Raw genomic sequence first — 25,090 nt, forward strand, 5'->3', positions numbered from 1 at the left:
GGGAAGGACTGTAGGTTCTCACCAAATCGGCCGGAGGGCCTTCCTCCGGTCGTCGGCGCGGTCGCCGTCGCGCGGCCGGTCGGACACCTGGCGTGAACAAGATGTCCGTATAGCGGACGGTGATTCCATGGGGGCGGTCGCCACGCCCAGACTGTCCGCGCGGGCCCCACACCTCCGCGTTCCCCCCGTGTTTCCCGCGTTTCCCCCGTTTCCCGCAGTCCCCACGCCCCGCGTCCCCGCGTCCCCCCACGTTTCACCGAGCGAACAGAGCACGTCCATGCCACGGAAGTCCGTGCCTCCCCCCACCGGCCCCTCCTCCCCCGTCGACGACCCAGGAACCGGAGCCGGGACCGAAACCGGTACCGACACGGCCCTCGGTCACGGCCTCAAGCAGCGCCACCTCTCGATGATCGCCCTCGGCGGCGTCATCGGGGCCGGGCTCTTCGTCGGCTCGGGCAAGGGCATCGCCGCCGCCGGTCCGTCGATCGTCGTGGCGTACGCCGTCTCCGGGCTGCTGGTCATGCTGGTGATGCGGATGCTCGGCGAGATGTCGGCGGCGTACCCGGCCTCCGGTTCCTTCTCCGTGCACGCGGAGCGGGCGATCGGCCCGTGGGCGGGGTTCACCGCGGGCTGGGCGTTCTGGGTGCTGCTCTGCGTCGCCGTCGGCCTGGAGGGGATCGGCGCGGCGAAGATCGTCACCGGCTGGCTGCCCGGCACGCCCCAGTGGGCCTGGGTCGCGCTCTTCATGGTGGTCTTCATGGGCACCAACCTGGCCGCGGTGAAGAAGTTCGGCGAGTTCGAGTTCTGGTTCGCCGCCCTCAAGGTCGCGGCGATCACGCTCTTCCTGGTGCTGGGGGTGCTGGCGGTACTGGGCCTGCTCCCCGGTACGCCCGCCCCGGGGACCGCCAACCTCACCGGCGCGGGCGGTTTCCTGCCCCACGGGGCGGAGGGCCTGGTGATCGGGCTGCTCGCCTCCCTCTTCGCGTACGGCGGGCTGGAGACCGTGACGATCGCCGCGGCCGAGTCCGAGGACCCGGTGAACGGGGTCGCCCGGGCGGTCCGTACGGCGATGTGGCGGATCGCGCTCTTCTACGTCGGCTCGATGGCGGTCGTCGTGACCCTGGTCCCCTGGAGCGATCCGAAGGTCGTGGAGGTCGGCCCGTTCTACGCGGCCCTGGACCACCTCGGCATCCACGGCGCCGCGGAGATCATGAACGTGGTCATCCTGGTCGCCCTGCTCTCCGCGATGAACGCCAACATCTACGGCGCCTCCCGGATGGCCTGCTCGCTGGTGGCCCGCGGCCAGGGCCCGGCACGGATCGGCCGGATCTCCGCGGGGGTGCCGCGCACCGCGGTGCTGGTCTCCTCCGGCTTCGGCTTCCTGTGCGTGCTGCTCAGCTACTGGCGCCCCGAGGACGTCTTCCCGTGGCTGCTCAACATGGTCGGCGCGGTGATCCTCGTCGTCTGGGCCTTCATCGCCGTCTCCCAGCTGGTCCTGCGCCGACGGCTGGAGCGCGAGTCCCCGGACCGGCTCGTCGTAAGGATGTGGCTCTTCCCGGGGCTGACGGTGGTGGCGCTGCTGGCCATGGCGGGCGTCTTCGTACTGATGCTGCGCCAGCCGGACACCCGGGACCAGCTGATGGCCTCGGGCGCCCTGACGCTGGTGCTCGCCGCCATCGGCCTGGTACGCCAGCGGCGGGCGGCGGCCGTCAGGGACTGACGGCTCCGCTCAGGCGTCGCAGGGCACGTTGAGGGAGAGCAGCGCGGCACCCTCCGGCCCGAGCCGCACCTCGCTCACCGCCGCGTTCAGCAGCCTCGGCAGGACCCGGCGGTAGCTGCCCGCAGGGATCGCCAGCAGCTCGCAGAGCACCAGCCGCAGCAGGGTGTTGTGGGCGACGACGAGGACCCGCTGCCCCGGGTGGGCCGCCGCGATCCGGCGCAGCGCCGCCGTGCCCCGGGCGGCGGCCGCCCGGGGGTCCTCCGCCCCCGGGAAGGGGTGGGCGACCGGGTCGGCGCGGTACTCCCGGGCCCACTCCGGCTGCTCGGCCGCGAACTCCGCCAACGTACGCCCCTCCACCGCGCCGAAATCGCATTCGCGCAGGTCGTGGTCGCGGCCGGGGGTGAGGCCGAGCGCCTCGCAGGCGGGTCGCGCGGTCTCGACCGCCCGGCCGACCGGGGAGGTCCACACCGCGTCGACCCCGTTGCGGGCCGCCCAGGCGCCGAGCCGTCCGGCCTGGCGGCGGCCCTCCTCGGTCAGCGCGATGTCGCTGACCCCGGCGTAGCGGTTCTCCGCGTGCCAGACGGTCTGCCCGTGGCGGGCGAGCAGCAGGGTGGCGGGGGCGGTCATGGTGTCTCCGTTCGGGTGGGAGCGGGGGGCGGTCACGGGTGCTCGGCGCGGGTGCGGGCGTGGGCGGCGACCCGGCCGGGCAGCCAGCCGCGCCGCTCCAGTTCGTCCACCAGGGTGAGGTACGGCTCGGTGTACCACGCGGTGCGCCCCGGGTGCGGGTGCAGCACGTGGCGCAGCCGCACCATCCGTCCCGCCGCCTCCTGGAGGCTGCGCGCGCCGCCCGCCCCGTACGCGGCGAGGATGGCCATGCCGAGGGCGGGTTCGCTGTACCGCGGGATGTGCACGGGGCGGCCCAGGACGTCGGCGCGCAGCCGGCTCCAGTGGCCGCTGCGGACCGCGCCGCCGGTGAAGGTGAGCCGGTCGTACGTCTGGGCGCCGAGCAGGTCGAGGTAGTCGAGGCAGAGCCGTTCCACCAGCCCCACCCCGGTCAGCAGGGCCGCCCAGTGCTCGGCGTCCGAGGCGGGCTCGCCGATCAGGAAGCCGGTGGCCTCCGGTGCCACGAACGGGAACCGCTCCCCCGTCGCCACCAGCGGGTACGCCACCACCCGGGCCGGTTCGCAGGACCGGGCCGCCTCGTCCATCCGGGCGGGGTCCACCCCCGGGAAGGCGGCCGTCAGCGCCCCGCCGCCCACCCCGGACGCCCCGCCCGGCAGCCAGCTCCCGTCCGGCGCCCGGTGGCTGTACACCACCCCGGCCGGGTCCTCGACCGGTGACGAGGTCACCCCCTTGAGGACCAGCGTCGTCCCGAGCACCGAGTTCCAGGAGCCGACCGCGAGCGAGCCGGAGGCGAGCTGCGCCGCGCAGCCGTCCGTCATCCCGGCCACCAGCGGTGTGCCCGCCGGGATCCCGGTCTCCTCGGCGGCGGCCCGGCCCACCTCGCCGATCAGGGTGCCGGGCCGCACCACGTCCGGGAAGAGCGCGTCGGGCAGCCCGAGCTTCGCGAAGCGGCGCCGGGGCCACTCCTGCCGGGCCAGGTCGTAGCCGGTCTTCAGGGCGTGGCTGGAATCGGTGGGCAGCGGCGTCCCGGCGAGTCTGGTCAGCACGGAATCGGCCTGATGGGTGATGCGTACGGTGCCGTCCGCCGCACCGCCGTGCTCCCGCAGCAGCCACATCGCCCTGGGCAGCGCCCAGCTCGGCGGGGTACCGGCCCGGGCCGCCTCGGCCACGGCCCGGCCGTCGTCGTACATCACGCCGGGGGTGAGCGGCCGGCCCGCCCGGTCGGCCAGGAGCACGGTTCCGGAGGTGGCGCAGACGGCGAGCGCGCGCGGGGCGGGGGCGTCGCCCAGCGCCTGCCGGGTGGCCGCGCACAGCGCCGTCCACCAGTCGAGCGGCCGCTGCTCGTGCCGTACGCCCTCGCGTCTGCCGGTGAGCGGGGCAGCTCCGCTGCCGAGGATCTCACCGCGGTCTCCCGCCACCACCGCCCGGACGCTCTGCGTGCCGAGATCGATGCCCATCCACATATCGGCCCCCTCTGTGAACTTCTCACTCTGCACCGAGAATTTCCCGTGCGCGAGGGATTGACGGCCAACTTCTGCCGTTACAAGCTCTGTTAACCAGTCGTCCCAAGGTGTGAACGGTCCCCCCACTCAGCTCCGGCAGGCCGTGGAGGTCACGGATGGACATGCGCGCGTACGACCGGCGGCGGTTACTCGCACTCGGCGGAGCCGGGGTGGCGGCCGCGGCTGCCGCCCCGTTGCTGACCGCCTGCGGCACCGGCTTCGGCGGTGGTGGCGGCCCGGAGGGCGGCGGCTCGGCGGCCGACGAGGTCACCGGCTCCTTCGACTGGAAGCGGGCCAGGGGCCGCAAGGTGCGGGCGCTGCTGAACAAGCACCCGTACACCGACGCGCTGATCGCCGATCTGAAGGCGTTCACGGAGAAGACCGGGATCGAGGTCGCGTACGACGTCTTCCCCGAGGACAACTACTTCGACAAGCTGACCGTCGACCTCTCCAGCGGACGCGCCTCCTACGACGTGTTCATGCTCGGCGCGTACATGGTGTGGCAGTACGGTCCGCCGGGCTGGCTGGAGGATCTCGGCCCGTGGATGCGCAATGAATCGGCCACCGGGGCGGAGTGGGACCGGGAGGACTTCTTCCCCAACCTCCTCGCCGCCGACCAGTGGTCCCTGAAGGCGGGCGCGCCGCTCGGCCGGGGCGGGCAGTACGCGCTGCCGTGGGGCTGGGAGACCAACGTCGTCGCGTACAACACCGAGGTGTTCTCGAAGCTGGGGCTGCGGCCCGCCGAGACCTTCGACGAGCTGCGCGAGACCGCCGCGGCGATCAGCCGCCGGGCGCCGGGGGCGGGCTTCGACGGGATGTACGGGGTCGCGGTGCGCGGCTCGCGCAGCTGGGCGACGATCCACCCCGGCTTCATGACGATGTACGCCCGCAACGGCCTGAAGGACTTCACCGTGGAGGGCGGCAAGGTGCGGCCCGCGATGAACTCCCCGGAGGCGGTCGCCTTCACCCGGGAGTGGGCGGAGATGGTCAGGAAGGGCGGGCCGCCGTCCTGGACCTCGTACACCTGGTACCAGTGCTCCAGCGATCTCGGGGCGAAGAAGGCGGGGATGCTCTTCGACGCGGACACCGCCGCCTACTTCCAGGCGGTGAAGGGGGCCTCCCCCGCCTCCGGGAAGATCGCCTTCCACCCCGGCCCGAAGGGGCCCGGCGGCTCGCTCGACACGAACATGTGGATCTGGTCGCTGGGGATGAACGCCCGCAGCCGCGAGAAGTCCGCAGCCTGGCTCTTCCTCCAGTGGGCGACCGGCAAGGAGCACCTGCGCAAGGGGGCGGTCGAGCACAACCACATCGACCCGGTACGGAGGTCGGTCAGCCAGGACGCCGCGTACCAGGACAAGATGCGGGCGATCCCCGGCTTCCTGGAGACCTTCGAGACGGTGGTCGACCGGACGCGCATCCAGTTCACCCCGCAGGAGCAGTTCTTCGACGCGACGACCTCCTGGGCGGCGGCGCTCCAGGAGATCTACGGCGGGAAGAACGCGTCGTCGGTGCTGAACGGACTGGCCGGCGAGCTGGCCGCGAAGGTCGGCTGACCGGGGTGCGCGGCACGGCACGGAAGGCGCGGGAGGAGTCCGGGGAGCGGGAGACGCGTGGGGAACCCGGGGTGCGGGCGGTGCCGGCCCGGCGCCGGGCGCTGCGGCCGTATCTGCTGATCGTGCCCGCGCTGCTGCTGACCGGCGGCATCCTCTACCCGTTCGGGCTCGGCCTCTACTACACGGTCTTCGACTTCGCGGCGAGCAAGCCGCGGCCGGACCTGGTGGGGGCCGGCAACTACCACCGCATCCTCACCCAGCCGGCGTTCTGGGACTCGGCCCGGGTGACGGTGGCGTACGCGGTCGGCGCGGCGGCGGTCGAGACGGTGCTCGGGGTGGCGGTGGCGCTGCTGCTGCACCGGTCGAGCCGGGTCGGCCGGGTGCTGGAGAAGATCCTCATCCTTCCGCTGATGATCGCGCCGGTGATCGCCGCGATCATGTGGAAGCTGATGCTCCAGCCCTCGGTCGGGGTGGTGAACCATCTGCTGGAGCCGGTGGGCCTGGGCGGGGTGCAGTGGACGGACACGCCGACGGGGGCGCTGCTCTCCTCGATCGCGGTGGACGTGTGGGTCTACACCCCGTTCGTCGCGGTGCTGGCGCTGGCCGGGCTGCGGTCGCTGCCCGTCTCGCCGTTCGAGGCGGCGGCGGTCGACGGGGCGGGCTGGTGGTTCACCTTCCGGCGGCTGACACTGCCGATGCTCTGGCCGTACGTCCTGGTCGCCGTGATCTTCCGGTTCATGGACTCGCTGAAGGTCTTCGACATCATCTACGCGCTGACCGAGGGCGGACCGGGCGACTCCACGATGGTGCTCCAGATCCGGGCGTACCTGGAGGCGATCCGCTTCCAGCGGTACTCCTTCGGGATCAGCTACATGATCGTGCTGTGGGCCGTGGTCTATCTGGTCACGATGGTGCTGGTGCGTTATCTGGGCCGGGTGCAGAGCCGTGCGGCGGAGGTGCCCGCATGATCCGGGGGCGGTCGGAAGGTGCCCGCGCGGGCCGGGGCCGGGCGGCGGGGGTGGCCGGATGAGGCGCCGGGTGCTCGCCGTCGCCGCCGATCTGGCGCTGATCGGCTACTTCGTCTTCTCGCTCTTCCCGGTCGTCTGGATGGTGGTGCTGTCGCTGAAACCGACGAACGAGCTGTTCAGCACCTACTTCTCGTTCACCCCGACGCTCGACTCGTACCGCACGGTGCTGGGCTCGGGGGACGACCAGGGGGTGCCGTTCCTCCGCTTCTTCGTGAACAGCCTCGTCGTGTCGCTGGGGGCGGTCGCGCTGTCGCTGGTGGTGGGGCTGCCCGCCGCGTACGCCGCCGCGCGGTGGCGGTTCCGCGGCTCGGAGAACCTGATGTTCACCCTGCTCTCGTTCCGCTTCGCGCCCGAACTGACCGTGATCATCCCGCTGTTCGTGCTCTACCAGCAGCTCGGTCTCTTCGACACCTACGTCGGCATGGTGTGGGTGCTCCAGCTGGTGACGCTGCCGCTGGTCGTCTGGATCATGCGCTCGTACTTCCAGGACCTCTCCCCGGAGCTGGAGCAGGCGGCGCTGCTGGACGGCTACACCCGCAAGCAGGCGTTCTTCCGGGTGGCGCTGCCGCTGGTGCGGCCGGGGATCGCGGCCGTCTCGCTGCTGGCGTTCATCTTCGCGTGGAACAACTTCGTCTTCCCGCTGATCCTCACCTCGTCGAGCGCGCAGACGGTGACGGTCGGCGCGCTGTCCTTCCTGGGCGGCGACCGGCCCCGGTACAACCTGACGGCGGCCGCCGCCCTGGTCTCGGTGGTCCCGCCGCTGCTGCTGGCCCTCACCATCCAGCGGTACCTGGTGCGCGGGCTGTCGTTCGGGGCGGTGAAGTCATGACCGGCCCGGCCGCCCTCGCGCTGCGCGGCGTCAGCAAGCGGTACGGGCGGACCACCGCGCTCGACGGGCTCGACCTGGAGGTCGCCGAGGGCGAGTTCTTCTGTCTGCTCGGCCCGTCCGGGGCGGGCAAGACGACCACGCTGAAGACGATCGCGGGCCTCGTCGAGCCGGAGGCCGGGACGGTCGAACTGGGCGGCGCGGACATGGCGGGCGTGGAGCCGTACGACCGGGGCGTGGCCATGTGCTTCGAGTCGTACGCGCTCTACCCGCACCGCACCGTGTACGACAACCTCGCCTCCCCGCTCCGCTCGCCGCGCCACCGCCTCCCCGCGCACCTGGCGCGCGAGCGGATCGGGGAGGTCTCCGAACTGCTGGGGATCGGGGCCCTGTTGGACCGTCCGGTGGGGCGGCTCTCCAACGGGCAGCGGCAGCGGGTGGCGCTCGGCCGGGTGCTGGTGCGGCCGGCCCGCGCGTTCCTGCTGGACGAACCGCTCTCCCATCTCGACGCGAAGCTGCGCCAGGCGATGCGGGCGGAGCTGCGGGCGATCGGCGCGGTCCGGAACACCACCACGCTCTACGTCACGCACGACTCGGTGGAGGCGCTGGCGCTCGGCGACCGGATCGGGGTCCTCCGGGACGGCCGCACGGTGCAGACCGGCACCCGCGAGGAGTTGTGGCACCGCCCGTACGACACCTTCGTCGCCCGGTCCTTCGGGCGCCCGCAGATCAATCTGCTGCCGGGCACGGTGACGGCCGAGGGCGCTGTCCGGGCGCCGGACGGGGCGTACGAGCTGCCGCTGCGGGCCCCCGTACCGCCCGGCACCGAGGTCCAACTGGGCCTGCGGCCGCGGGACGTCGCCCTCGGGGAGCCGTCGCCGGGCACCGCGTACGGGCTTGCCGGCGCCGTCCACGTCACCGAACTGCTGGGCCGGTCCACCGAGGTCACCGTCCGGCTCGGCGGGCAGCGGCTCTCGTTCGTCGTACCGCGCGCCGAGGCGGCGGGACTGAGCCCCGACCGCCCGGTCCGGCTCTCCGTACGGCCTGAGAGTCTGCTGCTGTTCGAGGCCGACCGGCCGGCACGTCCAGGACGAAGGATCAGCACGTGAGCAACGTTCCGCAGCGGGGCCCCGCCCCCCGCCAGGCATCCATGGCCGAGTACGTCCTCGCGCAGGGCGAGGTGAGCGCCGCCGAACTGGCGGAGCGCTTCGACGTCAGCCTGATGACCATCCACCGCGATCTGGACGAGCTGGAACGGCAGGGCATCGTCCGCAAGTTCCGCGGCGGGGTCACCGCCCAGCCGTCCGGGGTCTTCGAGTCGAACGTCTCCTACCGGCTCAAGACGATGCGGGCCGAGAAGGCCGCCGTCGCCGAGCGGGCCCTGGCGCTGATAGAGCCGGGCATGGCGGTGATGCTGGACGACTCGACGTCGACGCTGGAGATAGCGCGCCGGCTGCGTTCCATCACCCCGCTGACCGTCGTCACCAACTTCCTGGAGGCGATCAACCTGCTGTCGCAGGAGCGGGGCATCCATCTGATGGGCCTGGGCGGGGACTTCGACCCGCTGCACTCCTCGTTCCTCGGCGTGTCGTGCGTGGAGGCGGTGCAGTCGCTCCAGGTCGACGTCTGTTTCACCTCCACCTCCGCGGTGTCCGGCGGCTTCGCCTACCACCAGGAGCAGCACATCATCTCGGTGAAGCGGGCCATGCTCGACTCGGCGAGCCGCAACGTGCTGCTGCTCGACCACTCGAAGCTGGGCCGGGTGGCCCTGCACCGGCTGGCCCCGCTCTCCCGCTTCGATCTGCTGCTGGTCGACGACGGGGCCTCGCCCCGGGCGCTGCGCGAGCTGGACGAGCACAAGGTGCCCTACGAGGTCTGCCCCACCGGCCGTTCCACCGGCGCGGAGGGCGGCGACGACGGATGACCCCGACGCGGCGAGGCGGCGATGACGTGTGACTGAACCGACGAGGTGCCGGCCGGGCGCGGGCGCGGCGGGGCTCCGGCCGGGTACGGCGGCCGGGGCGGTGGTGGCCCCGTGACCGGGCTGGCCCTGCGCGCGCTGCGCAAGACCTACACCGGGCGGGGCCGGGCCGCCGTCGAGGCCGTCCGGTGCCTCGACGTCGAGCTGGGCTCCGGCGAACTGCTGGGGCTGCTCGGCCCGTCCGGCTGCGGCAAGTCCACGACGCTGCGGATGATCGCCGGTCTGGAGCCGGTGACCGGCGGCGACATCCTGATCGGCGGTACGTCGGTGGTGGGGCTCCCGGCCCGGCGGCGCAACATCGGGGTGGCGTTCGAGAACTACGCGCTGTACCCGCCGCTGACGGTGGCCGGGAACCTGGCCTTCGGGCTCGCCGCCCGGGGCGGCCTCGGCCGGGCCGAGGTCGGCCGCCGGGTCGCGGGGATGGCCGCCCGCATCGGGATCACCGAGCTGCTGGACGCCCGCCCGGCCGGGCTCTCCAGCGGCCAGAAGCAGCGGGTCGCGCTGGCCCGGGCGCTGATCCGGGATCCCGACGTGCTCCTCCTGGACGAGCCGCTCTCCCATCTGGACGCCGCCCAGCGGGACACCACCCGGCGCGAGCTGAAACGCATCCAGCGCGACAGCGGGCACACCGCCATCCTGGTGACGCACGACCAGGAGGAGGCCCTGTCGCTCGCCGACCGGATCGCGGTGATGCGGGACGGCGCGATCCAGCAGCTCGGCACGCCCGAGGAGATCTACGACGCCCCGGCCAACCTGTTCGTCGCGGACTTCGTCGGGGAACCCTCGATCAACCTGCTGCCCGGCACCGCCGACGGCTCCGGCGGGGTACGCCTCTCCGACACGGTCCGCCTCCCGGTGGCGCACCGGCTCGCGGCGGGACGCGCGGTGGTGCTCGGCATCCGCCCGGAGGACCTGTGCCTGGACGACACTGGTGCACGGGCGCGGGTCGCCGCCCACGAACCCCTGCTGGAATCCGGCATCACCACGCTGTCGCTCGACGGGGTGGCGAAGCCGCTGGTCGTCGTGGTCGGCCCGGAGGTACGGCCCGACCGGGACGACACCGTACGCATCACCGCCGATCCCCGGCACGTCCATGTCTTCGACGCCCAGACAGGAGACGCTCTGTGATGACCCGTTCCGAGACGGTTCGCCCGGTGACGAGGGTTCTGCTCGCCGGTGACCACTTCGTCCGCAACACGCTGCTGGCCGAGGCCCTGCACCGGGCGCTGGGGCCGCTCACCGTGGAGCCCCGCCTCGACGAGCTGACCCTGCCCTGGCCGCTGGACCCCTTCGGCCCGGTCGCCGAGGTGACCGAGGCGAGCGACGCCGAGGACGCGCTGATCGCCGCCCTGGACGGGGTCGAGGTGTGCGTGACCCAGATGGGCCCGTTCACCGAGCGGGTGCTCGCCGCCGCGCCCGACCTCCGGCTGATCGTGGTCTGCCGGGGCGGCCCGGTCAATGTGAACGCCGCCGCCGCCCGCGCCCGGGGCGTGCACGTGTGCTTCGCGCCGGGGCGCAACGCGGCGGCGACCGCCGAGTTCACCGTCGGGCTGATGCTGTCCGCGCTGCGGCGGATCCCCGAGGCGCACCACGCCCTCGCCGCGGACGGCCGCTGGGACGCCACCCATTACACGTACGAGAACTGCGGCCTGGAGCTGGAGGACACCCCGGTCGGGCTGGTCGGCTACGGCGCGGTGGGCAGCCGGGTGGCCCGGGTGCTCGCCGCGTTCGGCGCACGGGTCGAGGTGTACGACCCGTATGTGCGGGGCGATGTGCACGGCATGCGGGCCGGTTCGCTGGAGGAGCTGCTGGCCCGTTCGCGCGTGCTCACGCTGCACGCCCGGCTGACCCCGGAGTCCCGGCATCTGATCGGGGCCCGGGAGCTGGCGCTGCTGCCGCGCGGCGCGGTGCTGGTGAACGCGGCCCGGGGCGCCCTGCTGGACACGGACGCGCTGTGCGACGCGCTGGACTCGGGGCAGTTGCGGGCGGCGGCGCTGGACACGTACGAGCAGGAACCGCCGCCGCCCGGTTCGCGGCTCTTCCGGACCCCGCACCTCCTGATGACCCCGCACGTGGCCGGGGCCAGCCGGGCCGTCGCGGAGAAGGCGGCCCGGATCGCGGCGGCCGAGGTGGCGCGCTACGTGCGGGGCGAACCGCTCGCCCACGCCCTCTGAGGGGAGCTGTGACCATGACCGGAACCGGTCCGCGCTACATCGGTATCGACGTCGGCACCTCCGTGGTGAAGGCCGCGGTCTTCGACGCGCGGGGCCGTGCCCTGGCCGTGGAGTCCCGCCCGGTGGGGCTGTCGATCCACGACGGGTGCGTGGAGCAGGACATGGACGAGGTGTACGGGGCGGTCGGCGAGGTGCTGGCCGCGCTCCCCACCGACGGGGTGGAGTTCGCCGGGCTCACCGGCCAGGGCGACGGCGTCTGGCTGGTGGACCCGGCGGGCCTGCCGGTCCGCAAGGCGATCTCCTGGATGGACGGCCGGGCCCATGGACTGGTCGACGGCTGGCTGGCGGACGGGGTCTTCGAGACCGTCTACCGGCGCACCGGCGGCGCGATGTTCCCGGGCTGTCCGGGCCCGGTGCTGGCCTGGCTCGACCGCCACGAACCGGCCTCGCTGGACGCCGCGAAGGCCGCGCTGTACTGCAAGGACATGGTGTTCCAGCGGCTCACCGGGGTACGGGCGACCGATGTCTCCGACGCGTCGATGCCGTTCCTGTCCCCGGTGACCAGGGCGTACGTCCCCGAGGTGCTGGACGCGCTCGGCCTCGCCCACCGGGCCGCCCTGCTGGCCCCGGTCAGCGACCCGGTCGCCACCGGCACGCTCCCCTCCGGGTTACGGGTCTCCAACGGCCCGTACGACCTGCCGGCCTGCGCGCTCGGCGCGGGCGTCACCCGCCCGGGCGACGGCCTCCTGATCGTCGGCACCTGCCTGGCCGCGCTGGCGGCCACCGACCGGCTCGACCTGACCGGCGAACCGGCCGGGCTGCACATCTCCACCGACCGGCCCGGCCACTGGCTGCGCGCCATGCCCGCGATGGTCGGCACCGCCGCCCTGGACTGGGTCCTGACCACCACCGGTGTGCGCCACGCGGAGGTGGACGCGCTGCTGGCCGCCACCCCGCCGGGCGCCAACGGGGTCCGGGTGCTCCCCTACTTCGCCCCGTCCGGCGAGCGCGCCCCGTTCGTCGAGCCCCGGCTGCGCGCCGAGCTGACCGGGGTGTCGCTGGAGACCACCCCGGCGGACCTGATCCGGGCCGTCTGCGAGGGCATCGGCTTCGCCGCCCGGCACTGCCTGGAGGCGGCGGGCCTCACCGGCACCCTCGCCCTGTGCGGCGGCGGTACCCGGTCGCCCGCCTGGATGCGGCTGTTCGCCGATGTGCTGGGTCGGCCGGTGCGGATCGTGGAGGGCGAGGTCGGGGCGCGGGGCGCGGTGCTGGCGGCGGCCCGGCGCTTCGGGGCGGAGCTGGACGAGGCGGCGTGGACGGCCCCGACGGCGACCGTCGCCCCGGACCCGGCCCGGTCGGCGTACTACGCGAAGGCCTACGAGGACCACCTGTCCCGCCTCACCGAGGCCCGCACCCACGCCCGCGACTGAGCCGGGCCGCCCTCCCCCCTCCGGCCCCAGGCCCTGTCTTCAAAGTGCCGTAGTCCGGCCGGAGGCCGGGCCGTGCGGTGTCCGGTGCGTGCGATCGCAAGGCGGAGGATCGTCCCCGTACTGGGCGTACGGGGACGACTCCGACAACGCGGCGAGCGTGCGGGCCGGGCGCCGCACGGCAGACGGCAGTTTGAAGACAGGGCCTAGGCCGAAGGACTGATCACGGACGGAACCCTCCTACCCTTAGGATGCTCTTGCATATAGGTTGCAATAACCACAGGTAAGCAGCTGGAGGGTTCGATCACATGGCCACGTACACGCTCCCGGAACTCCCGTACGACTACGCGGCGCTCGAACCGGTCATCAATCCGCAGATCGTCGAGCTCCACCACGACAAGCACCACGCCGCGTACGTGAAGGGCGCGAACGACACCCTGGAGCAGCTGGAGGAGGCGCGCGACAAGGGCGCCTGGGGGGCGATCAACGGGCTCCAGAAGAACCTGGCGTTCCACCTCTCCGGCCACATCCTGCACTCGATCTACTGGCACAACATGACCGGCGACGGCGGTGGCGAGCCGCTCGCGGCGGACGGCGTCGGCGACCTGGCGGACGCGATCACCGAGTCCTTCGGCTCGTTCGCCGGTTTCAAGGCCCAGCTGACGAAGGCCGCGGCCACCACGCAGGGTTCCGGCTGGGGTGTCCTCGCGTACGAGCCGGTCAGCGGCAAGCTGATCGTCGAGCAGGTCTACGACCACCAGGGCAACGTGGGCCAGGGCTCCACCCCGGTCCTGGTCTTCGACGCCTGGGAGCACGCCTTCTACCTCCAGTACAAGAACCAGAAGGTCGACTTCATCGACGCGATGTGGGCCGTCGTCAACTGGCAGGACGTGGCCAAGCGTTACGCGGCCGCCAAGGAGCGCGCCGACGTGCTGCTGCTCGCCCCCTGACCGGGCGGCGTGTGAATCGTCCTGCCTCGTGATCGTCTTCTCAACTTTCACCCGGCAGGCGGATGGAGGGAGGGCCCCCGCCTGGACGTGACAGGCGGGGGCCCTTCTGTCGCGTTCCGCGGGCTCAGGGGGCGGGGGCGGCGTGGGCCAGAAGGGTGCTGAGCACCTGCTCGGCATGGGTCCAGAGCACCGCCCCGCCGGCCTCCGGCACCAGGTGCCGGACCGCGCCCGGGATGCGCGCGGTCAGCCGGACCCCCTGGTCGGGCGAGTGGCCGGTGTCCTCGGCGCCGTACCAGAGGTCGACGGGTACAGCGATGTCCGACAGCCCGATCCCCCAGCGCCCCATGGCCAGCACGGTGTCCCGGGCGTACCCCCCGGTGCCCTGCGCGAACGCCTCGTCGAGGGCGCGCCGGTACGCGGCGGCGAACCCGGGCTCCCGGTAGACCGCGAGGTCGCACTCCGGGCTGCTGGACATGACCATGTCCAGCATCGCCTGTGCGGTGAACCCGGCGAAGAGCCCTTCGGCGGCGGCCGGGTCGGTGACGGCCAGGTCCACCAGGCGCCGCAGCTCCGCCGGGAGCGCGTCGGCGAATCCCGGATCGGCGACCTCGTCCGCACCGGAGACCACCGCGAGCGCCCCGACCACCCCGGCCGCTGCGCACGCCAGCGCGAACGGCGCTCCCTGCGAGTTTCCGGCCATCAGCGGCCGTTGCCCGAGGCCCCGCAGGGCGGCGAACGCCCGGATGTCCTCGGCGAAGTCGCCGAACGTCCGGCCCGGGGCGGGCGAGGAGGCGCCCAGGCCCGGCCGGTCGACGGCCACCAGCCGCACCCCGAGCCGGTCCACGGCACCGGCGCCGAACCCGAGGTGCCGGCTGGTGGCCGCCCCGGGCGAGAACAGCACCGGCACCCCGTCCTCGGGCCCCCACTCGGCCCACCCCAGCAGCCGCCCTCCCGGCAGCCGCTGCACACCTGCACGAATCGGGTCACACACATACGAACTCATACATTCGATCATGACCGCGCCCAGCCCCGGTGTCGAAGGGGTTCCGGGCGGGCCCGCACCGGTCCGGCCACTACGGACCCTCCTCAGTCTGCGAGCACATCCAGTGCGGGGAGGTCCTTCGCCTGCACGGTCTCCGAGGGCTTCGGCGGCTTGGCGACGACCGGCTTGTCGTACGCGTCCAGTTCGAGCATCACGGGGACATCTCCAAGAGTGAAGTCGATACCGTGGGGTTCATTGCCGCCCTTCTCCGCCACGTACACCGACACCTCGCCGATGCCGGTCCCGTGCGCGATCTGAACGGTTCGCACACCACCCTGGGATTCCGGGTTTCCCCTCTTCTTCGCCTTGTCGGCCTTCGCCGGGACCCCCGCGAACGCCGTATCGAGCGCGCAGAGCGAGAGTCCCGGGTCCTTCAGGACGTCCTCGGCGGAGTACTCGATGTACTTCCCTCGGGATTTCGCGAGCGCCTCGTCGACGGCGGCCAGCTTGTCCGGCGCGGCCGCCTTCGCGAGCTCGCGCAACTGCTTCTGGCTCTCCTCGCCGTAGCGCACCCAGGCGCGACCACCCGTGATGACGACATCGTTGGGAACCCGCGAGTCCGCGTAAGTACCGACGCAGTTGCCCTGCCGGTCGGCGGTCAGGTCGACCACCCTCGTTATCGGCTGGAGGACTTCGCCCTTCATACGGAAGGAGCGGTAGCCCTTGAACAGCTTGAGCGACTCGTTCATCCGCTGCGTATCGCTCATGGCGGCCGCCCCGGACGGGGCACCGCCCCCGGACCCGTCCGCCCCGTCCGATCCGCCGCAGCCCGCCAGCCCGCCGGCCAGAACGGCGGCGCACAGCACCGCGGCCGCCGCCCTTCCCCTCGTCCCCACCCCGACGCACCCCTCTGCCCAAGAACCATGTGGTTCACGTGAGTCATGCGTCCCTCACGTGAACCACCTGTGAAAACAGGCATCAGCATGCCAGAGGGTGTTCAGCCGGTGACCAGTGCCATCATCAGGCCGTCGTAGCCCTTCTCGCCGACGGTCTGGAGCGCGGTCGCGCTCAGCCTCGGTTCGGCCGCGACGAGTTCGGTGAACCGGCGGACGCCCTGCACCTTCGGGTCGTCGCTGGTGGCGTCGGCCACCTCGCCGTCGCGTACGACGTTGTCCGCGACGATCAGGCTCCCGGGCCGGGTCAGCTTCAGCGACCAGGCCAGGTACTCGGGGTTGCTCGGCTTGTCGGCGTCGATGAACACGACGTCGAACGGCTCCGGCTCCTCCGCGGCCAGCTCGGGCAGCGTGTCGAGGGCGCGGCCGACCCGGACCTCGACGACGTCCGCGAGGCCCGCCCGCTCGAAGTTGGCCCGGGCGACCTCCGCGTACGCCGGGTCGGCCTCCAGCGTGACGACCTTGCCGCCCTCCGGCAGCGCACGGGCCAGCCAGATGGTGCTGTAGCCGCCGAGGGTGCCGATCTCCAGCACCCTGCGCGCCCCCTGCAACCGGGTCAGCAGGTTCAGCAGCTTGCCCTGGTTGGCGGCGACCTGGATCGCCGGAAGTCCCGCCGCCCCGCTCGCCGCCACCGCCGCGTCCAGAACCTCGTCCGGCCCCACCAGCAGGCCGTTGAAGTAGCCGTCCACCTCGGCCCATCGCACGTCCGTCATGACTGCCCCTCTCTCGCGCATCAGTGAGTTCCCAAGAGGAACTTACCTCATGCGGGGTGGATGCGATGATGGGCGCCATGAGCCGTGATCACGCCGATCCCACTGCCCTGCACCCGATGCCCGGACAGCCCAGGGTCGTCCTGCTGAAGCCCCTGGTGAAGTCGGAGCTGATCGAGGTCGGGGACTTCTCGTACTACGACGACCCGGACGACGCCACCGGGTTCGAGACCCGCAACGTGCTGTACCACTACGGCCCGGAGAAGCTCGTCATCGGGAAGTTCTGCGCGCTGGGGACGGGCACGCGGTTCATCATGAACGGCGCCAACCACCGGATGGACGGCCCGTCCACGTTCCCGTTCCCGTCCATGGGCGGCTCCTGGACCGACCACTTCGACCTGCTGACCGGGCTGCCCTCGCGGGGCGACACGGTGGTCGGCAACGACGTCTGGTTCGGTTACGGCTCGATGGTGATGCCGGGCGTGCGGATCGGGCACGGCGCGATCATCGGCGCCGGTTCCGTCGTCACCTCCGACGTGCCCGACTACGGCATCGTCGGCGGAAACCCGGCCCGCCTCATACGGACCCGCTACGACGAGGAGACCATCGCCAGGCTGCTCGCCGTCGCCTGGTGGGACTGGCCCCTCGATCACCTCACCCAGCACATCCGCACCATCATGTCCGGCAGCGTCGACGCGCTCGAAGCGGCCGCCCCGGAGGGCATCGCACCATGATCACCGTCCGCGAGTTGGCGTACTACCCGGTCAAGGGCTGCGCCGGAACCGTCGTCGACTCGGCGCTGGTCCTCGGCACCGGCCTGGAGCACGACCGGACCTTCATGGTGGTGGACGCGGCGGACGGCGCCTTCCGCAGCCAGCGCACGCACCCCGCCATGGCCGCCGTCCGGGTCGAGGTCCTGGACGGCGGCGCGGCGCTGGCCCTGTCGGCCGAAGGGGCCGGGGCGCTGCGCCTGGAGGTGGACCGGAACGGTCCGCGCCGCGAGGTCAGCATGTTCGACCGCCCGCTCGGTACGGCGGTGGACCAGGGGGACGCGGTCGCGGAGTGGTTCTCCGACGCGCTCGGCGTCAGGTCCCGTCTGGTGCGGGTGGCCCCCGGCTTCGACCGCGACGGCTGGGGCGACACCCCCGGCAAGGTCAACTTCGCCGACGCCCACGCGGTACTGGTCGCCTCGACGGCCTCCCTGGACCACCTCAACGACCGGATCGTCGCCCGGGGCGACGCGGAACCGGTCCCGATGGACCGCTTCCGCCCCAACATCGTCCTGACCGGCGACGACGCCCCGCACTTCGAGGACCGGGTGCGCCGGATGACCATCGGTGACGTCGAACTCGCCCACTCGGTGCGGGCGATGCGCTGCGCCGTGCCGATGGTCGACCAGTCGACCGGGCACCGCGCGGGCCCGGAGCCGATCCGGACCCTCTCGACGTACCGGCGCGAACCGGAGTACCGGAACAAGGTCAGTTTCGGCGCGAAGAACGCGGTGGTGTGCGAGGGCGCGATCCGGGTCGGGGACGCGGTCGAGGTCGTCGAATGGTTCGGCGCGTAGCCGGCCGCCGCGACGCGCGGGGCCCCGGCCCTCATTCCTCCGCGGACCGGGCCGGCGGCCGCTCCGACGCCGTCCGGAAGTCGGCCGCCGTCGCGGCGAGGCGTCGCAGCGCGGCCTGGCCGGGCGGGCCCCAGGTGGGTTTGCCGCCGGGGCGTCCGTGCGTACCGGCGTCCCCGATCTCGATGCAGACCAGGGCTCGGTGCGCCACGATGCCCCGGGCCCGGAGCAGGGTCGCGGAGTCCACGGCCGGTCCGTAGGCGGCGAAGAAGCGGTCGGCCGCGCCGTCGGGCAGCAGGGTCCACGCGGCGGCGAGATCGTAGGCCGGGTCGCCGGTGCAGAGGTCACCGAAGTCGATGACGCCGCAGAGGGTGCCGTGTTCGGTGAGGACGTTGGCCGCGTGCAGGTCGCCGTGGATCCACAGCGGCGGCCCGTCCCAGCCGGGTGCGGCGAGGGCGTCGTCCCAGACGGCCCGGACGGTGCCGGGGTCGGGGACCAGCCCCCGCCCGGCCGCCGCGTCGAGCAGCCCGGTGAAGTGTCCGTCCCACTCGGTCAGCGGTCCGCCCCGGGCGCGGCCGGCCGGTGCCGTTGCGGGGGCGGGCCGGTGGAGGGCGGTCAGGAACGCCGCCAGTGCGTCGGCCGACGCGTCGCTGGTGGCCGGGGCGAGGTCGGCGGGTGTGCCCGGCACCCAGGTGGTGACGATCCAGGGCCGGGGGTACCGCGCGGACGGCTCGCCGAGGCGCTGCGGCACGGGAACCGGCAGGGGAAGTCCCGGGGCGAGGACGGGCATCCAGGCGTGCTCCTTGAGCAGCAGCTCGTCCGCGGACTCCGTCGCCCAGGGCAGCCGTACCGCGAGGTCGTCCCCGAGGCGCCAGAGCTGGTTGTCCCAGCCCCGCGCGCCGAGCCGCACCGGGCGGTCGGCCAGGTCGGGGTGCTGGTCGCGCAGCAGGTCGCGGACGAGTTCCGCCGTGATCTCGGTGTCGGTGTGGGTCATACGGACCCACCGTAGCCGTACGCCCCGCTGTGCGGCCTCCGACGAGGAGCGCGGGTCCCCCACGAGCGCGTGCGGGCCGTGTGTGTGGCTCCGGGCACCGAGGACGGCCGGTCAGAGGGCTCGTTGGGCGGAGACCAGGGCGTCGCCGGTCTCCGTGCGGAAGTAGAGGACCGAGCGGCCCACCCGGCGGCGGGCGGTCAGGCCGCTGTCCAGGAGGATCCTGAGATGGCGGCCGACCGAGCCGAGGGCCTGGCCGGTCAGGGCCACGAGCTGCGTGGTGCTCTTCGGGGTGGCGAGGAGGACCAGGACCGTGGCGCGGGCGGGGCCGAGGAGGCGGGCGAGGCTGTCCGGCACCCGCGCCCGGTCCGGGTGGGCCAGGGTTCCGGAGCAGGGGTAGACCACCGCGTACCGTTCGGCGCCGTCGTCCCAGGAGACCCAGCCCGCGTGCTGGGTGACCGGGACGAACAGCAGCCGTACGCCCGACAGTTGCTTCGTCGGGTAGTCGTGCGCGTTGATCCGCAGCCGGCCGTCGCCCAGCCACCGCGTCCCGGGGCGCAGGCCGCTCAGGGCGGCGGCCCAGCCGCCCTGGCTCAGCTGGCCGGTGCGGGCCACGATGTCCGCCTCGATGATCCGGCGGCGGCGCGGCCAGTCCGGCAGCACGGTGCGGCACCAGACCCACTCCAGGACGTCGGCGGCGCGCTGTGCCAGGTCGTCACGGTCCAGGAGCGGTGGGAGGGGGCCGCCGCCCAGCGAGACCAGCAGGTCGGCGCGGGCGCGCCCCGGGGTGGTCGCCCTGACCGGGCCCAGCTCCTCCTCGAAGCCGGGGGTGCCCTCGCCCAGCGGGGTGGGGGTCAGGAAGTCCGCGTTCCAGCTGCCGCCGAGCCCCGCCGTGACGAGTCGGGCCGCGACCGGGTCGGCCGCCCGCCGGGCGCGGTAGGCGGGCAGATGGGCTCCGAGCCAGGCCCGTTCGCCGGGGTGCGCGGGCCGCCCCCGCTCCAGGGCGTGCAGCGCGGCGATGGTCTCGGCGAGCGGCGAGACGACGAACCGGCTCCCGGCCAGGGTGTCCGTATCGATCCGCCACAGGCCCATGGGTGCCCGCGCCTCCCCGCTCGTCGTCGACGCGGCCACCCGAACGTTTCGCCACCGCGCGAAACAGTAACGCCCGACGCGTGCCTCCTCCGAGACTCCCCGCATGCGCACCTATCGGGAACTCTTCCGCACGCCGCAGTTCGGTCCGCTCTTCGCGGTCGGCGCCGCACAGGTGGCCGCGTCGACGATGAGCGGGCTGGCCCTCGCCACCCTGGTCTACGCCGCGACCGCGTCGCCGCTGCTGGCCGCCGTGTCCATGTTCGGCTCCTCGCTCGCCCAGGTGATCGGTGCGGCGCTGCTGATGTCGGCGGCGGACCGGCTGCCGCCGCGGGCCGCGACGACCGGCCTGTCCCTCGTCTTCGCCCTGGCCACCGCCGTACTCGCCGTTCCCGGGCTGCCGCTCCCGGCGGCCTTCGCGATCATCCTGGTCCAGGGGGTGGTCGCCGCGGTGGGCGGTGGGGTGCGGTACGGGCTGCTGAACGAGGTGCTGCCCAAGGACGGTTATCTGCTGGGGCGTTCCGTGCTGAACATGAGCACCGGGCTCACCCAGATCGGCGGCTTCGCGTGCGGCGGGCTGCTGGTGGCGGCGGTCTCCGCGCGCGGGGCGCTGCTGGTCGCCGCCGCCCTGTACCTGGTGGGCGCGGCGGTCGCCCGGTTCGGGCTGGCGCGTCGGCCGCCGCGCGCCACGGGGCGGCCGACGCCCGCCGAGACCTGGCGGATCAACGCCGTGCTGTGGTCCTCGGGGCCGCGCCGCCGGACCTACCTCGCGCTCTGGGTGCCGAACGGGCTGGTCGTCGGCTGCGAGTCGCTGTTCGTCCCGTACGCGCCCGCCCATGCCGGGCTGCTCTTCGCCTGTGCCGCGCTGGGGATGCTCGTCGGGGACACGGTGGCGGGCCGGTTCGTCTCCGGCCGGTCCTGGCGGGGCCGGCTGGCCACGCCGTTGCAGCTGCTGCTGGCCGTCCCGTACCTGCTCTTCGCGGTGCGTCCGGCGCTGCCCGTGGCGTCCGCCCTGGCGGCGCTCGCCTCGGTGGGTTTCGCGGCGAGCCTGCTGTACCAGGAACGGCTGATGGAGCTGACCCCGGACGAGTTCACCGGGCAGGCGCTGGGGCTGCACTCCTCGGGGATGCTCACCCTGCAGGGCGTCGCGGCGGCGCTGGCCGGGAGCCTCGCCCAGTGGACCTCTCCGGCCTCGGCGATGACGGCGGTGGCGGTGGCCTCGCTGGCGGTGACCCTGGCCCTGTCCGCGGCCGGGCGCCGGGCGGCCGGGGCCACGGGCTCCCTGCCCCGCCCCTCGGCGCGGGGAGCGGCGGGCGCGGGGTGAGCGCGGTGCGGGGCCGGGGCTCGTCCGGTCCCGCACCGTGCCGCGTCCGGGCGGCGGCCGGCGCCGCCCGGCGGGATCAGTCGAAGATCGGGCCCTCGGTGCGGGTCCGCTTGATCTCGTAGAAGCCGGGGGTCGACGCCACCAGCAGCGTGCCGTCCCACAGCCTCGCCGCCGCCTCGCCCTTCGGGGCGGGGGTGACGACCGGGCCGAAGAAGGCGATCTGCTCGCCGTCCGCGCCGGGAACGGCGATGACCGGGGTGCCGACGTCCTGGCCGACCTTGTCGATGCCCTCCTTGTGGGAGGCGCGCAGCTCGGTGTCGTAGACGTCCGAGTCCGCGAACTCCGCCAGCTCGGCGGGGAGGCCGACGTCCTGGAGGGCACCCAGGACCGCCTCGGGGGTGGCGCCCTCGCCCTGGTTGTGGAAGCGGGTGCCGAGCGCGGTGTAGAGCGGGCCGACGACGGCGTCGCCGTGCTTCTGCTGGGCGGCGACGACGACCCGGACCGGGCCCCAGCCCTTCTCCAGCAGCTCGCGGTACTCCTCGGGCAGTTCGTCGATCCGGTCCTCGTTGAGCACCGACAGGCTCATCACGTGCCAGCGGACCTCGACGTCACGGACCTTCTCCACCTCCAGCATCCAGCGGGAGGTCATCCAGGCCCAGGGGCAGAGCGGGTCGAACCAGAAGTCGACGGGGGTCTTGCCGGTCGCGGTCGCCGCGGTGGTGTCGGACATCGTCTCTCCTCGTAAGCGTGTGCGTAGGCGTAGGCGTGATGCGCGGGAACGGTTCATGAAGCGTGATCACATCCGTGCGCGGAAACGCCGCGGGACGCACCGGTCATTCCCATGGGCCGGGCCCGGGACCGGCATGGGAGGATCAAAGTATTCGAACGTGACACAAAGGAGTGTGCCCGTGCCCGGTGAGAACCTGTCCCGTGACGAGGCCCGCGAGCGGGCCGAGCTGCTGAGCGTCGACGGTTACGAGGTCGAGCTCGATCTGCGTTCCGCCGTCGGCGGTCCCGACGGGGGCGAGGACGCCGGTCCGCTCACCTTCCGTTCGGTGACGACGATCCGGTTCCGCAACGCGCGCGCGGGGGCCTCGACCTTCGCGGACCTGGTGGCGCCGTCCGTGAACGCGGTGACCCTGAACGGGCGGGAGCTCGACGCGTCGGCCGTCTTCGACGGTACCCGGGTCGCGCTGGACGGGCTGCCCGAGGGAGAGAACACCTTGGTGGTCGACGCGCAGTGCGCGTACAGCCGGACCGGTGAGGGGCTGCACCGCTTCGTCGACCCGGAGGACGGCGAGGTCTACCTCTACACGCAGTACGAACCGGCCGACGCCCGGCGCGTCTTCGCCAACTTCGAGCAGCCCGACCTCAAGGCCCCCTACCGCTTCCGGGTGACGGCGCCCGAGGGCTGGACGGTCTGGAGCAACGGGGCGGAGGAGTCCCGGGAGGGCGGCGTCTGGCGGTTCGCCGAGACGAAGCCGATCTCCACGTACATCACGGCGGTCGTGGCCGGTCCGTACCACTACGTGACGGACTCCTACAGCCGCACGTTCGAGGACGGCAGCACGCTGGAGATCCCGCTCGGCGCGATGTGCCGCAAGGGCCTGGCCCGGCACTTCGACGCGGACGACATCTTCCTGATCACCAAGCAGGGCCTGGACTTCTTCCACGACAACTTCGACTACCCGTACCCGTTCGGCAAGTACGACCAGGCCTTCGTGCCGGAGTACAACCTGGGCGCGATGGAGAACCCGGGCTGCGTCACGTTCCGGGAGGAGTACATCTTCCGCGGCAAGGTGACGCGCGCGGCGTACGAGAGCCGGGCCAACGTCATCCTGCACGAGATGGCGCACATGTGGTTCGGCGACCTCGTCACCATGCAGTGGTGGGACGACCTGTGGCTGAAGGAGTCCTTCGCCGACTTCATGGGCGCGTTCTCCATGGTGGAGTCGACCCGGTTCAAGGACGGCTGGATCACCTTCGCCAACAACCGGAAGTCCTGGGCGTACCGCGCCGACCAGCTGCCGTCCACCCACCCGATCACGGCCGACATCCGTGACCTGGAGGACGCCAAGCTCAACTTCGACGGCATCACCTACGCCAAGGGCGCCTCGGTGCTGAAGCAGCTGGTGGCGTACGTGGGGCGGGACGCGTTCCTGGAGGGCGCCCGGCGCTACTTCAAGAAGCACGCCTACGGCAACACCCGGCTGGGCGACCTGCTGTCCGTACTGGCCGAGACCTCCGGCCGGGACATGACCGCCTGGTCGCGGGCGTGGCTCCAGACCGCGGGCGTCAACTCGCTGACCCCGGTCGTGACGTACGACGCCGCCGACCGGATCACGGAGCTGGCGGTGATCCAGGAGGCGGCCGAGTCGCACCCGGAGCTGCGCCCGCACCGGGTCGCGGTCGGGCTGTACCGCCGCGCCGCCGACGGGAACCTGGTGCGGTACGCGCGCGCCGAGGCGGACGTGGCGGGGATGCGCACGGTGATCGAGGAGCTGGCGGGGGCCGAGCGGCCCGAGCTGATCCTGGTCAACGACGACGACCTCACGTACTGCAAGGTCCGCTTCGACGAGGTGTCGCTGGCCACGCTGCGGGAGCACCTGGGCGACATCACGGACCCGCTCGCGCGGGCACTGTGCTGGTCGGCGCTGTGGAACCTGACCCGGGACGGGCTTATGCCGGCCCGCGACTTCGTCGCGCTGGTGCTGGCCTTCGCGGGCCGGGAGTCCGACATCGGGGTGCTCCAGATGCTGCACACCTGGACCCGGACCGCGCTGGTGCAGTACGCGGCGCCGGACTGGCGCGAGGAGGGCGGCCGGGCGCTGTCCGAGGGGGCGCTGCGGGAGCTGCGGATCGCCGAGCCGGGCAGTGAGCACCAGTTGGCGTGGGCGCGGTTCTTCGCGTCGGTCGCCGGCTCGGACGCGGACTTCCAGCTGCTGAGCGGGCTGCTGGACGGTTCGGCCCGGATCGACGGGCTCGACGTCGACCAGGAGCTGCGGTGGGCGTTCCTGTCCCCGCTGGCCGCGCACGGGGTGGCCGACGCGTCGGCGATCGCGGCCGAACTGGCCCGCGACGACACCGCGTCCGGTGAGCGGCACCAGGTGCGGTGCCTGGCCTCCCGGCCGTCCGCCGAGGTCAAGGCGGCCGCCTGGGCGGACGTCGTGGAGTCGGCGGCGCTGTCCAACGCCTTGGTGGAGGCGACGATCGCGGGCTTCGAACAGTCCTCGCAGCGGAAGCTGCTGGCGCCGTACGCGAGCCGGTACTTCGAGGCGATCGAGCAGGTCTGGGCCGACCGGTCGATCCAGATCGGGATGGCCGTGGTGCGGGGCCTGTTCCCGTCGCTCCAGGACGACCCGTCGACGCTGGCGACGACGGACGCCTGGCTGGCCGACCACGCGGACGCGGCTCCCGCCCTGCGCCGGCTGGTGCTGGAGTCCCGGGACGACCTGGCGCGGGCGCTGCGGGCGCAGGCCTGCGACACGGCGGCGGCCGGGGTCTGACCCGGAGGAGAGCCGAGGGGCCGCAGAGGCCGGGAGGGCGTGTACCGGGGCCGAGTGCCCGGGTGCACGCCCTTTCCCGTGCGCCCGGCGGGTGCGCGCACCGGCCCGGACGCCCGGCCGGGCGGGCGTGTACCCGGCGGACACATGGCGGCGCCATGCCTGAACCATCGTCACCACGGGCCACGG

At 73.0% G+C, this 25,090-nt stretch carries 22 protein-coding genes; 14 read left to right on the top strand and 8 right to left on the bottom strand.

Features of this window, described 5'->3' with window-relative positions:
• Positions 1–277: 277 nt before the first annotated feature.
• Positions 278–1,720, top strand: coding sequence for an amino acid permease (locus ACIQGQ_RS05750; RefSeq protein WP_402391072.1), 1,443 nt, complete (start codon positions 278–280; stop codon positions 1,718–1,720).
• A 9-nt stretch (positions 1,721–1,729) separates the two neighbouring features.
• Here the strand turns inward: ACIQGQ_RS05750 and ACIQGQ_RS05755 are convergent, their stop codons facing one another.
• Positions 1,730–2,347, bottom strand: a complete 618-nt coding sequence (locus tag ACIQGQ_RS05755) for a histidine phosphatase family protein (RefSeq protein ID WP_402391075.1) — start codon at positions 2,345–2,347, stop codon at positions 1,730–1,732.
• A 32-nt stretch (positions 2,348–2,379) separates the two neighbouring features.
• Positions 2,380–3,807, bottom strand: coding sequence for an FGGY-family carbohydrate kinase (locus tag ACIQGQ_RS05760; protein WP_402391077.1), 1,428 nt, complete (start codon positions 3,805–3,807; stop codon positions 2,380–2,382).
• Positions 3,808–3,962: 155 nt separating this feature from the next.
• Between ACIQGQ_RS05760 and ACIQGQ_RS05765 the strand changes: the two genes are divergently transcribed.
• From ACIQGQ_RS05765 to ACIQGQ_RS05805, 9 genes are all read left to right on the top strand, one after another.
• Positions 3,963–5,399 (top strand): extracellular solute-binding protein, encoded by a 1,437-nt coding sequence (locus tag ACIQGQ_RS05765; RefSeq protein WP_402391080.1) that lies wholly within the window; start codon positions 3,963–3,965, stop codon positions 5,397–5,399.
• Positions 5,400–5,404: 5 nt separating this feature from the next.
• Positions 5,405–6,367 carry a carbohydrate ABC transporter permease gene (locus ACIQGQ_RS05770; RefSeq protein WP_402391083.1) on the top strand — a complete coding sequence of 321 codons (963 nt, stop codon included), beginning with the start codon at positions 5,405–5,407 and terminating at the stop codon, positions 6,365–6,367.
• A 58-nt stretch (positions 6,368–6,425) separates the two neighbouring features.
• The gene (locus ACIQGQ_RS05775; RefSeq protein WP_366290935.1) at positions 6,426–7,256 is read left to right on the top strand and encodes a carbohydrate ABC transporter permease; all 831 of its coding nucleotides are present in this window, start codon (positions 6,426–6,428) and stop codon (positions 7,254–7,256) included.
• Complete coding sequence (locus ACIQGQ_RS05780; protein ID WP_402391086.1) at positions 7,253–8,362, top strand: ABC transporter ATP-binding protein; 1,110 nt, start codon at positions 7,253–7,255, stop codon at positions 8,360–8,362. Before ACIQGQ_RS05775 ends, ACIQGQ_RS05780 begins: the two co-directional genes overlap by 4 nt.
• 41 nt (positions 8,363–8,403) lie before the next feature.
• Positions 8,404–9,177, top strand: a complete 774-nt coding sequence (locus tag ACIQGQ_RS05785; protein WP_402391979.1) for a DeoR/GlpR family DNA-binding transcription regulator — start codon at positions 8,404–8,406, stop codon at positions 9,175–9,177.
• 111 nt (positions 9,178–9,288) lie between these two features.
• On the top strand, positions 9,289–10,362 hold the full coding sequence (locus ACIQGQ_RS05790; protein WP_402391089.1) for an ABC transporter ATP-binding protein: 1,074 nt from the start codon (positions 9,289–9,291) through the stop codon (positions 10,360–10,362).
• On the top strand, positions 10,362–11,408 hold the full coding sequence (locus tag ACIQGQ_RS05795; protein ID WP_402391092.1) for an NAD(P)-dependent oxidoreductase: 1,047 nt from the start codon (positions 10,362–10,364) through the stop codon (positions 11,406–11,408). Before ACIQGQ_RS05790 ends, ACIQGQ_RS05795 begins: the two co-directional genes overlap by 1 nt.
• 14 nt (positions 11,409–11,422) lie before the next feature.
• On the top strand, positions 11,423–12,838 hold the full coding sequence (locus ACIQGQ_RS05800) for an FGGY family carbohydrate kinase (protein ID WP_402391095.1): 1,416 nt from the start codon (positions 11,423–11,425) through the stop codon (positions 12,836–12,838).
• Between the two features lie 305 nt (positions 12,839–13,143).
• Positions 13,144–13,785, top strand: a complete 642-nt coding sequence (locus ACIQGQ_RS05805; RefSeq protein WP_402391097.1) for a superoxide dismutase — start codon at positions 13,144–13,146, stop codon at positions 13,783–13,785.
• A 124-nt stretch (positions 13,786–13,909) separates the two neighbouring features.
• Here the strand turns inward: ACIQGQ_RS05805 and ACIQGQ_RS05810 are convergent, their stop codons facing one another.
• From ACIQGQ_RS05810 to ACIQGQ_RS05820, 3 genes are all read right to left on the bottom strand, one after another.
• Positions 13,910–14,788 (bottom strand): alpha/beta fold hydrolase, encoded by an 879-nt coding sequence (locus ACIQGQ_RS05810; protein WP_402391100.1) that lies wholly within the window; start codon positions 14,786–14,788, stop codon positions 13,910–13,912.
• 83 nt (positions 14,789–14,871) lie between these two features.
• On the bottom strand, positions 14,872–15,663 hold the full coding sequence (locus ACIQGQ_RS05815) for a hypothetical protein (protein WP_402391103.1): 792 nt from the start codon (positions 15,661–15,663) through the stop codon (positions 14,872–14,874).
• 101 nt (positions 15,664–15,764) lie between these two features.
• Complete coding sequence (locus ACIQGQ_RS05820; protein ID WP_402391106.1) at positions 15,765–16,433, bottom strand: O-methyltransferase; 669 nt, start codon at positions 16,431–16,433, stop codon at positions 15,765–15,767.
• A gap of 77 nt (positions 16,434–16,510) precedes the next feature.
• Between ACIQGQ_RS05820 and ACIQGQ_RS05825 the strand changes: the two genes are divergently transcribed.
• Positions 16,511–17,164 carry a CatB-related O-acetyltransferase gene (locus ACIQGQ_RS05825; RefSeq protein WP_402391109.1) on the top strand — a complete coding sequence of 218 codons (654 nt, stop codon included), beginning with the start codon at positions 16,511–16,513 and terminating at the stop codon, positions 17,162–17,164.
• Positions 17,161–17,997: an MOSC domain-containing protein gene (locus ACIQGQ_RS05830; protein WP_402391111.1), complete on the top strand. Its 837-nt coding sequence runs from the start codon at positions 17,161–17,163 to the stop codon at positions 17,995–17,997. Before ACIQGQ_RS05825 ends, ACIQGQ_RS05830 begins: the two co-directional genes overlap by 4 nt.
• 31 nt (positions 17,998–18,028) lie before the next feature.
• Here the strand turns inward: ACIQGQ_RS05830 and ACIQGQ_RS05835 are convergent, their stop codons facing one another.
• Complete coding sequence (locus ACIQGQ_RS05835; protein WP_402391114.1) at positions 18,029–18,988, bottom strand: aminoglycoside phosphotransferase family protein; 960 nt, start codon at positions 18,986–18,988, stop codon at positions 18,029–18,031.
• A gap of 111 nt (positions 18,989–19,099) precedes the next feature.
• Positions 19,100–20,077, bottom strand: coding sequence for a transcriptional regulator (locus ACIQGQ_RS05840; RefSeq protein WP_402391117.1), 978 nt, complete (start codon positions 20,075–20,077; stop codon positions 19,100–19,102).
• A gap of 103 nt (positions 20,078–20,180) precedes the next feature.
• Here ACIQGQ_RS05840 and ACIQGQ_RS05845 point away from each other — a divergent pair, with 103 nt between their 5' ends.
• Entirely contained in the window at positions 20,181–21,398 is a 1,218-nt protein-coding gene (locus ACIQGQ_RS05845) for an MFS transporter (RefSeq protein WP_402391120.1), read from the top strand.
• A gap of 76 nt (positions 21,399–21,474) precedes the next feature.
• On the opposite strand, the gene ACIQGQ_RS05850 is transcribed toward ACIQGQ_RS05845, so the two are convergent.
• The gene (locus ACIQGQ_RS05850) at positions 21,475–22,128 is read right to left on the bottom strand and encodes a disulfide bond formation protein DsbA (RefSeq protein WP_402391122.1); all 654 of its coding nucleotides are present in this window, start codon (positions 22,126–22,128) and stop codon (positions 21,475–21,477) included.
• Between the two features lie 178 nt (positions 22,129–22,306).
• Here ACIQGQ_RS05850 and pepN point away from each other — a divergent pair, with 178 nt between their 5' ends.
• Positions 22,307–24,904 (top strand): aminopeptidase N, encoded by a 2,598-nt coding sequence (gene pepN / locus ACIQGQ_RS05855; protein WP_402391125.1) that lies wholly within the window; start codon positions 22,307–22,309, stop codon positions 24,902–24,904.
• Positions 24,905–25,090 lie beyond the last annotated feature (186 nt).

Origin of the sequence: Streptomyces sp. NPDC092952, assembly GCF_044754785.1 — a bacterium.
GTDB lineage: Bacteria > Actinomycetota > Actinomycetes > Streptomycetales > Streptomycetaceae > Streptomyces.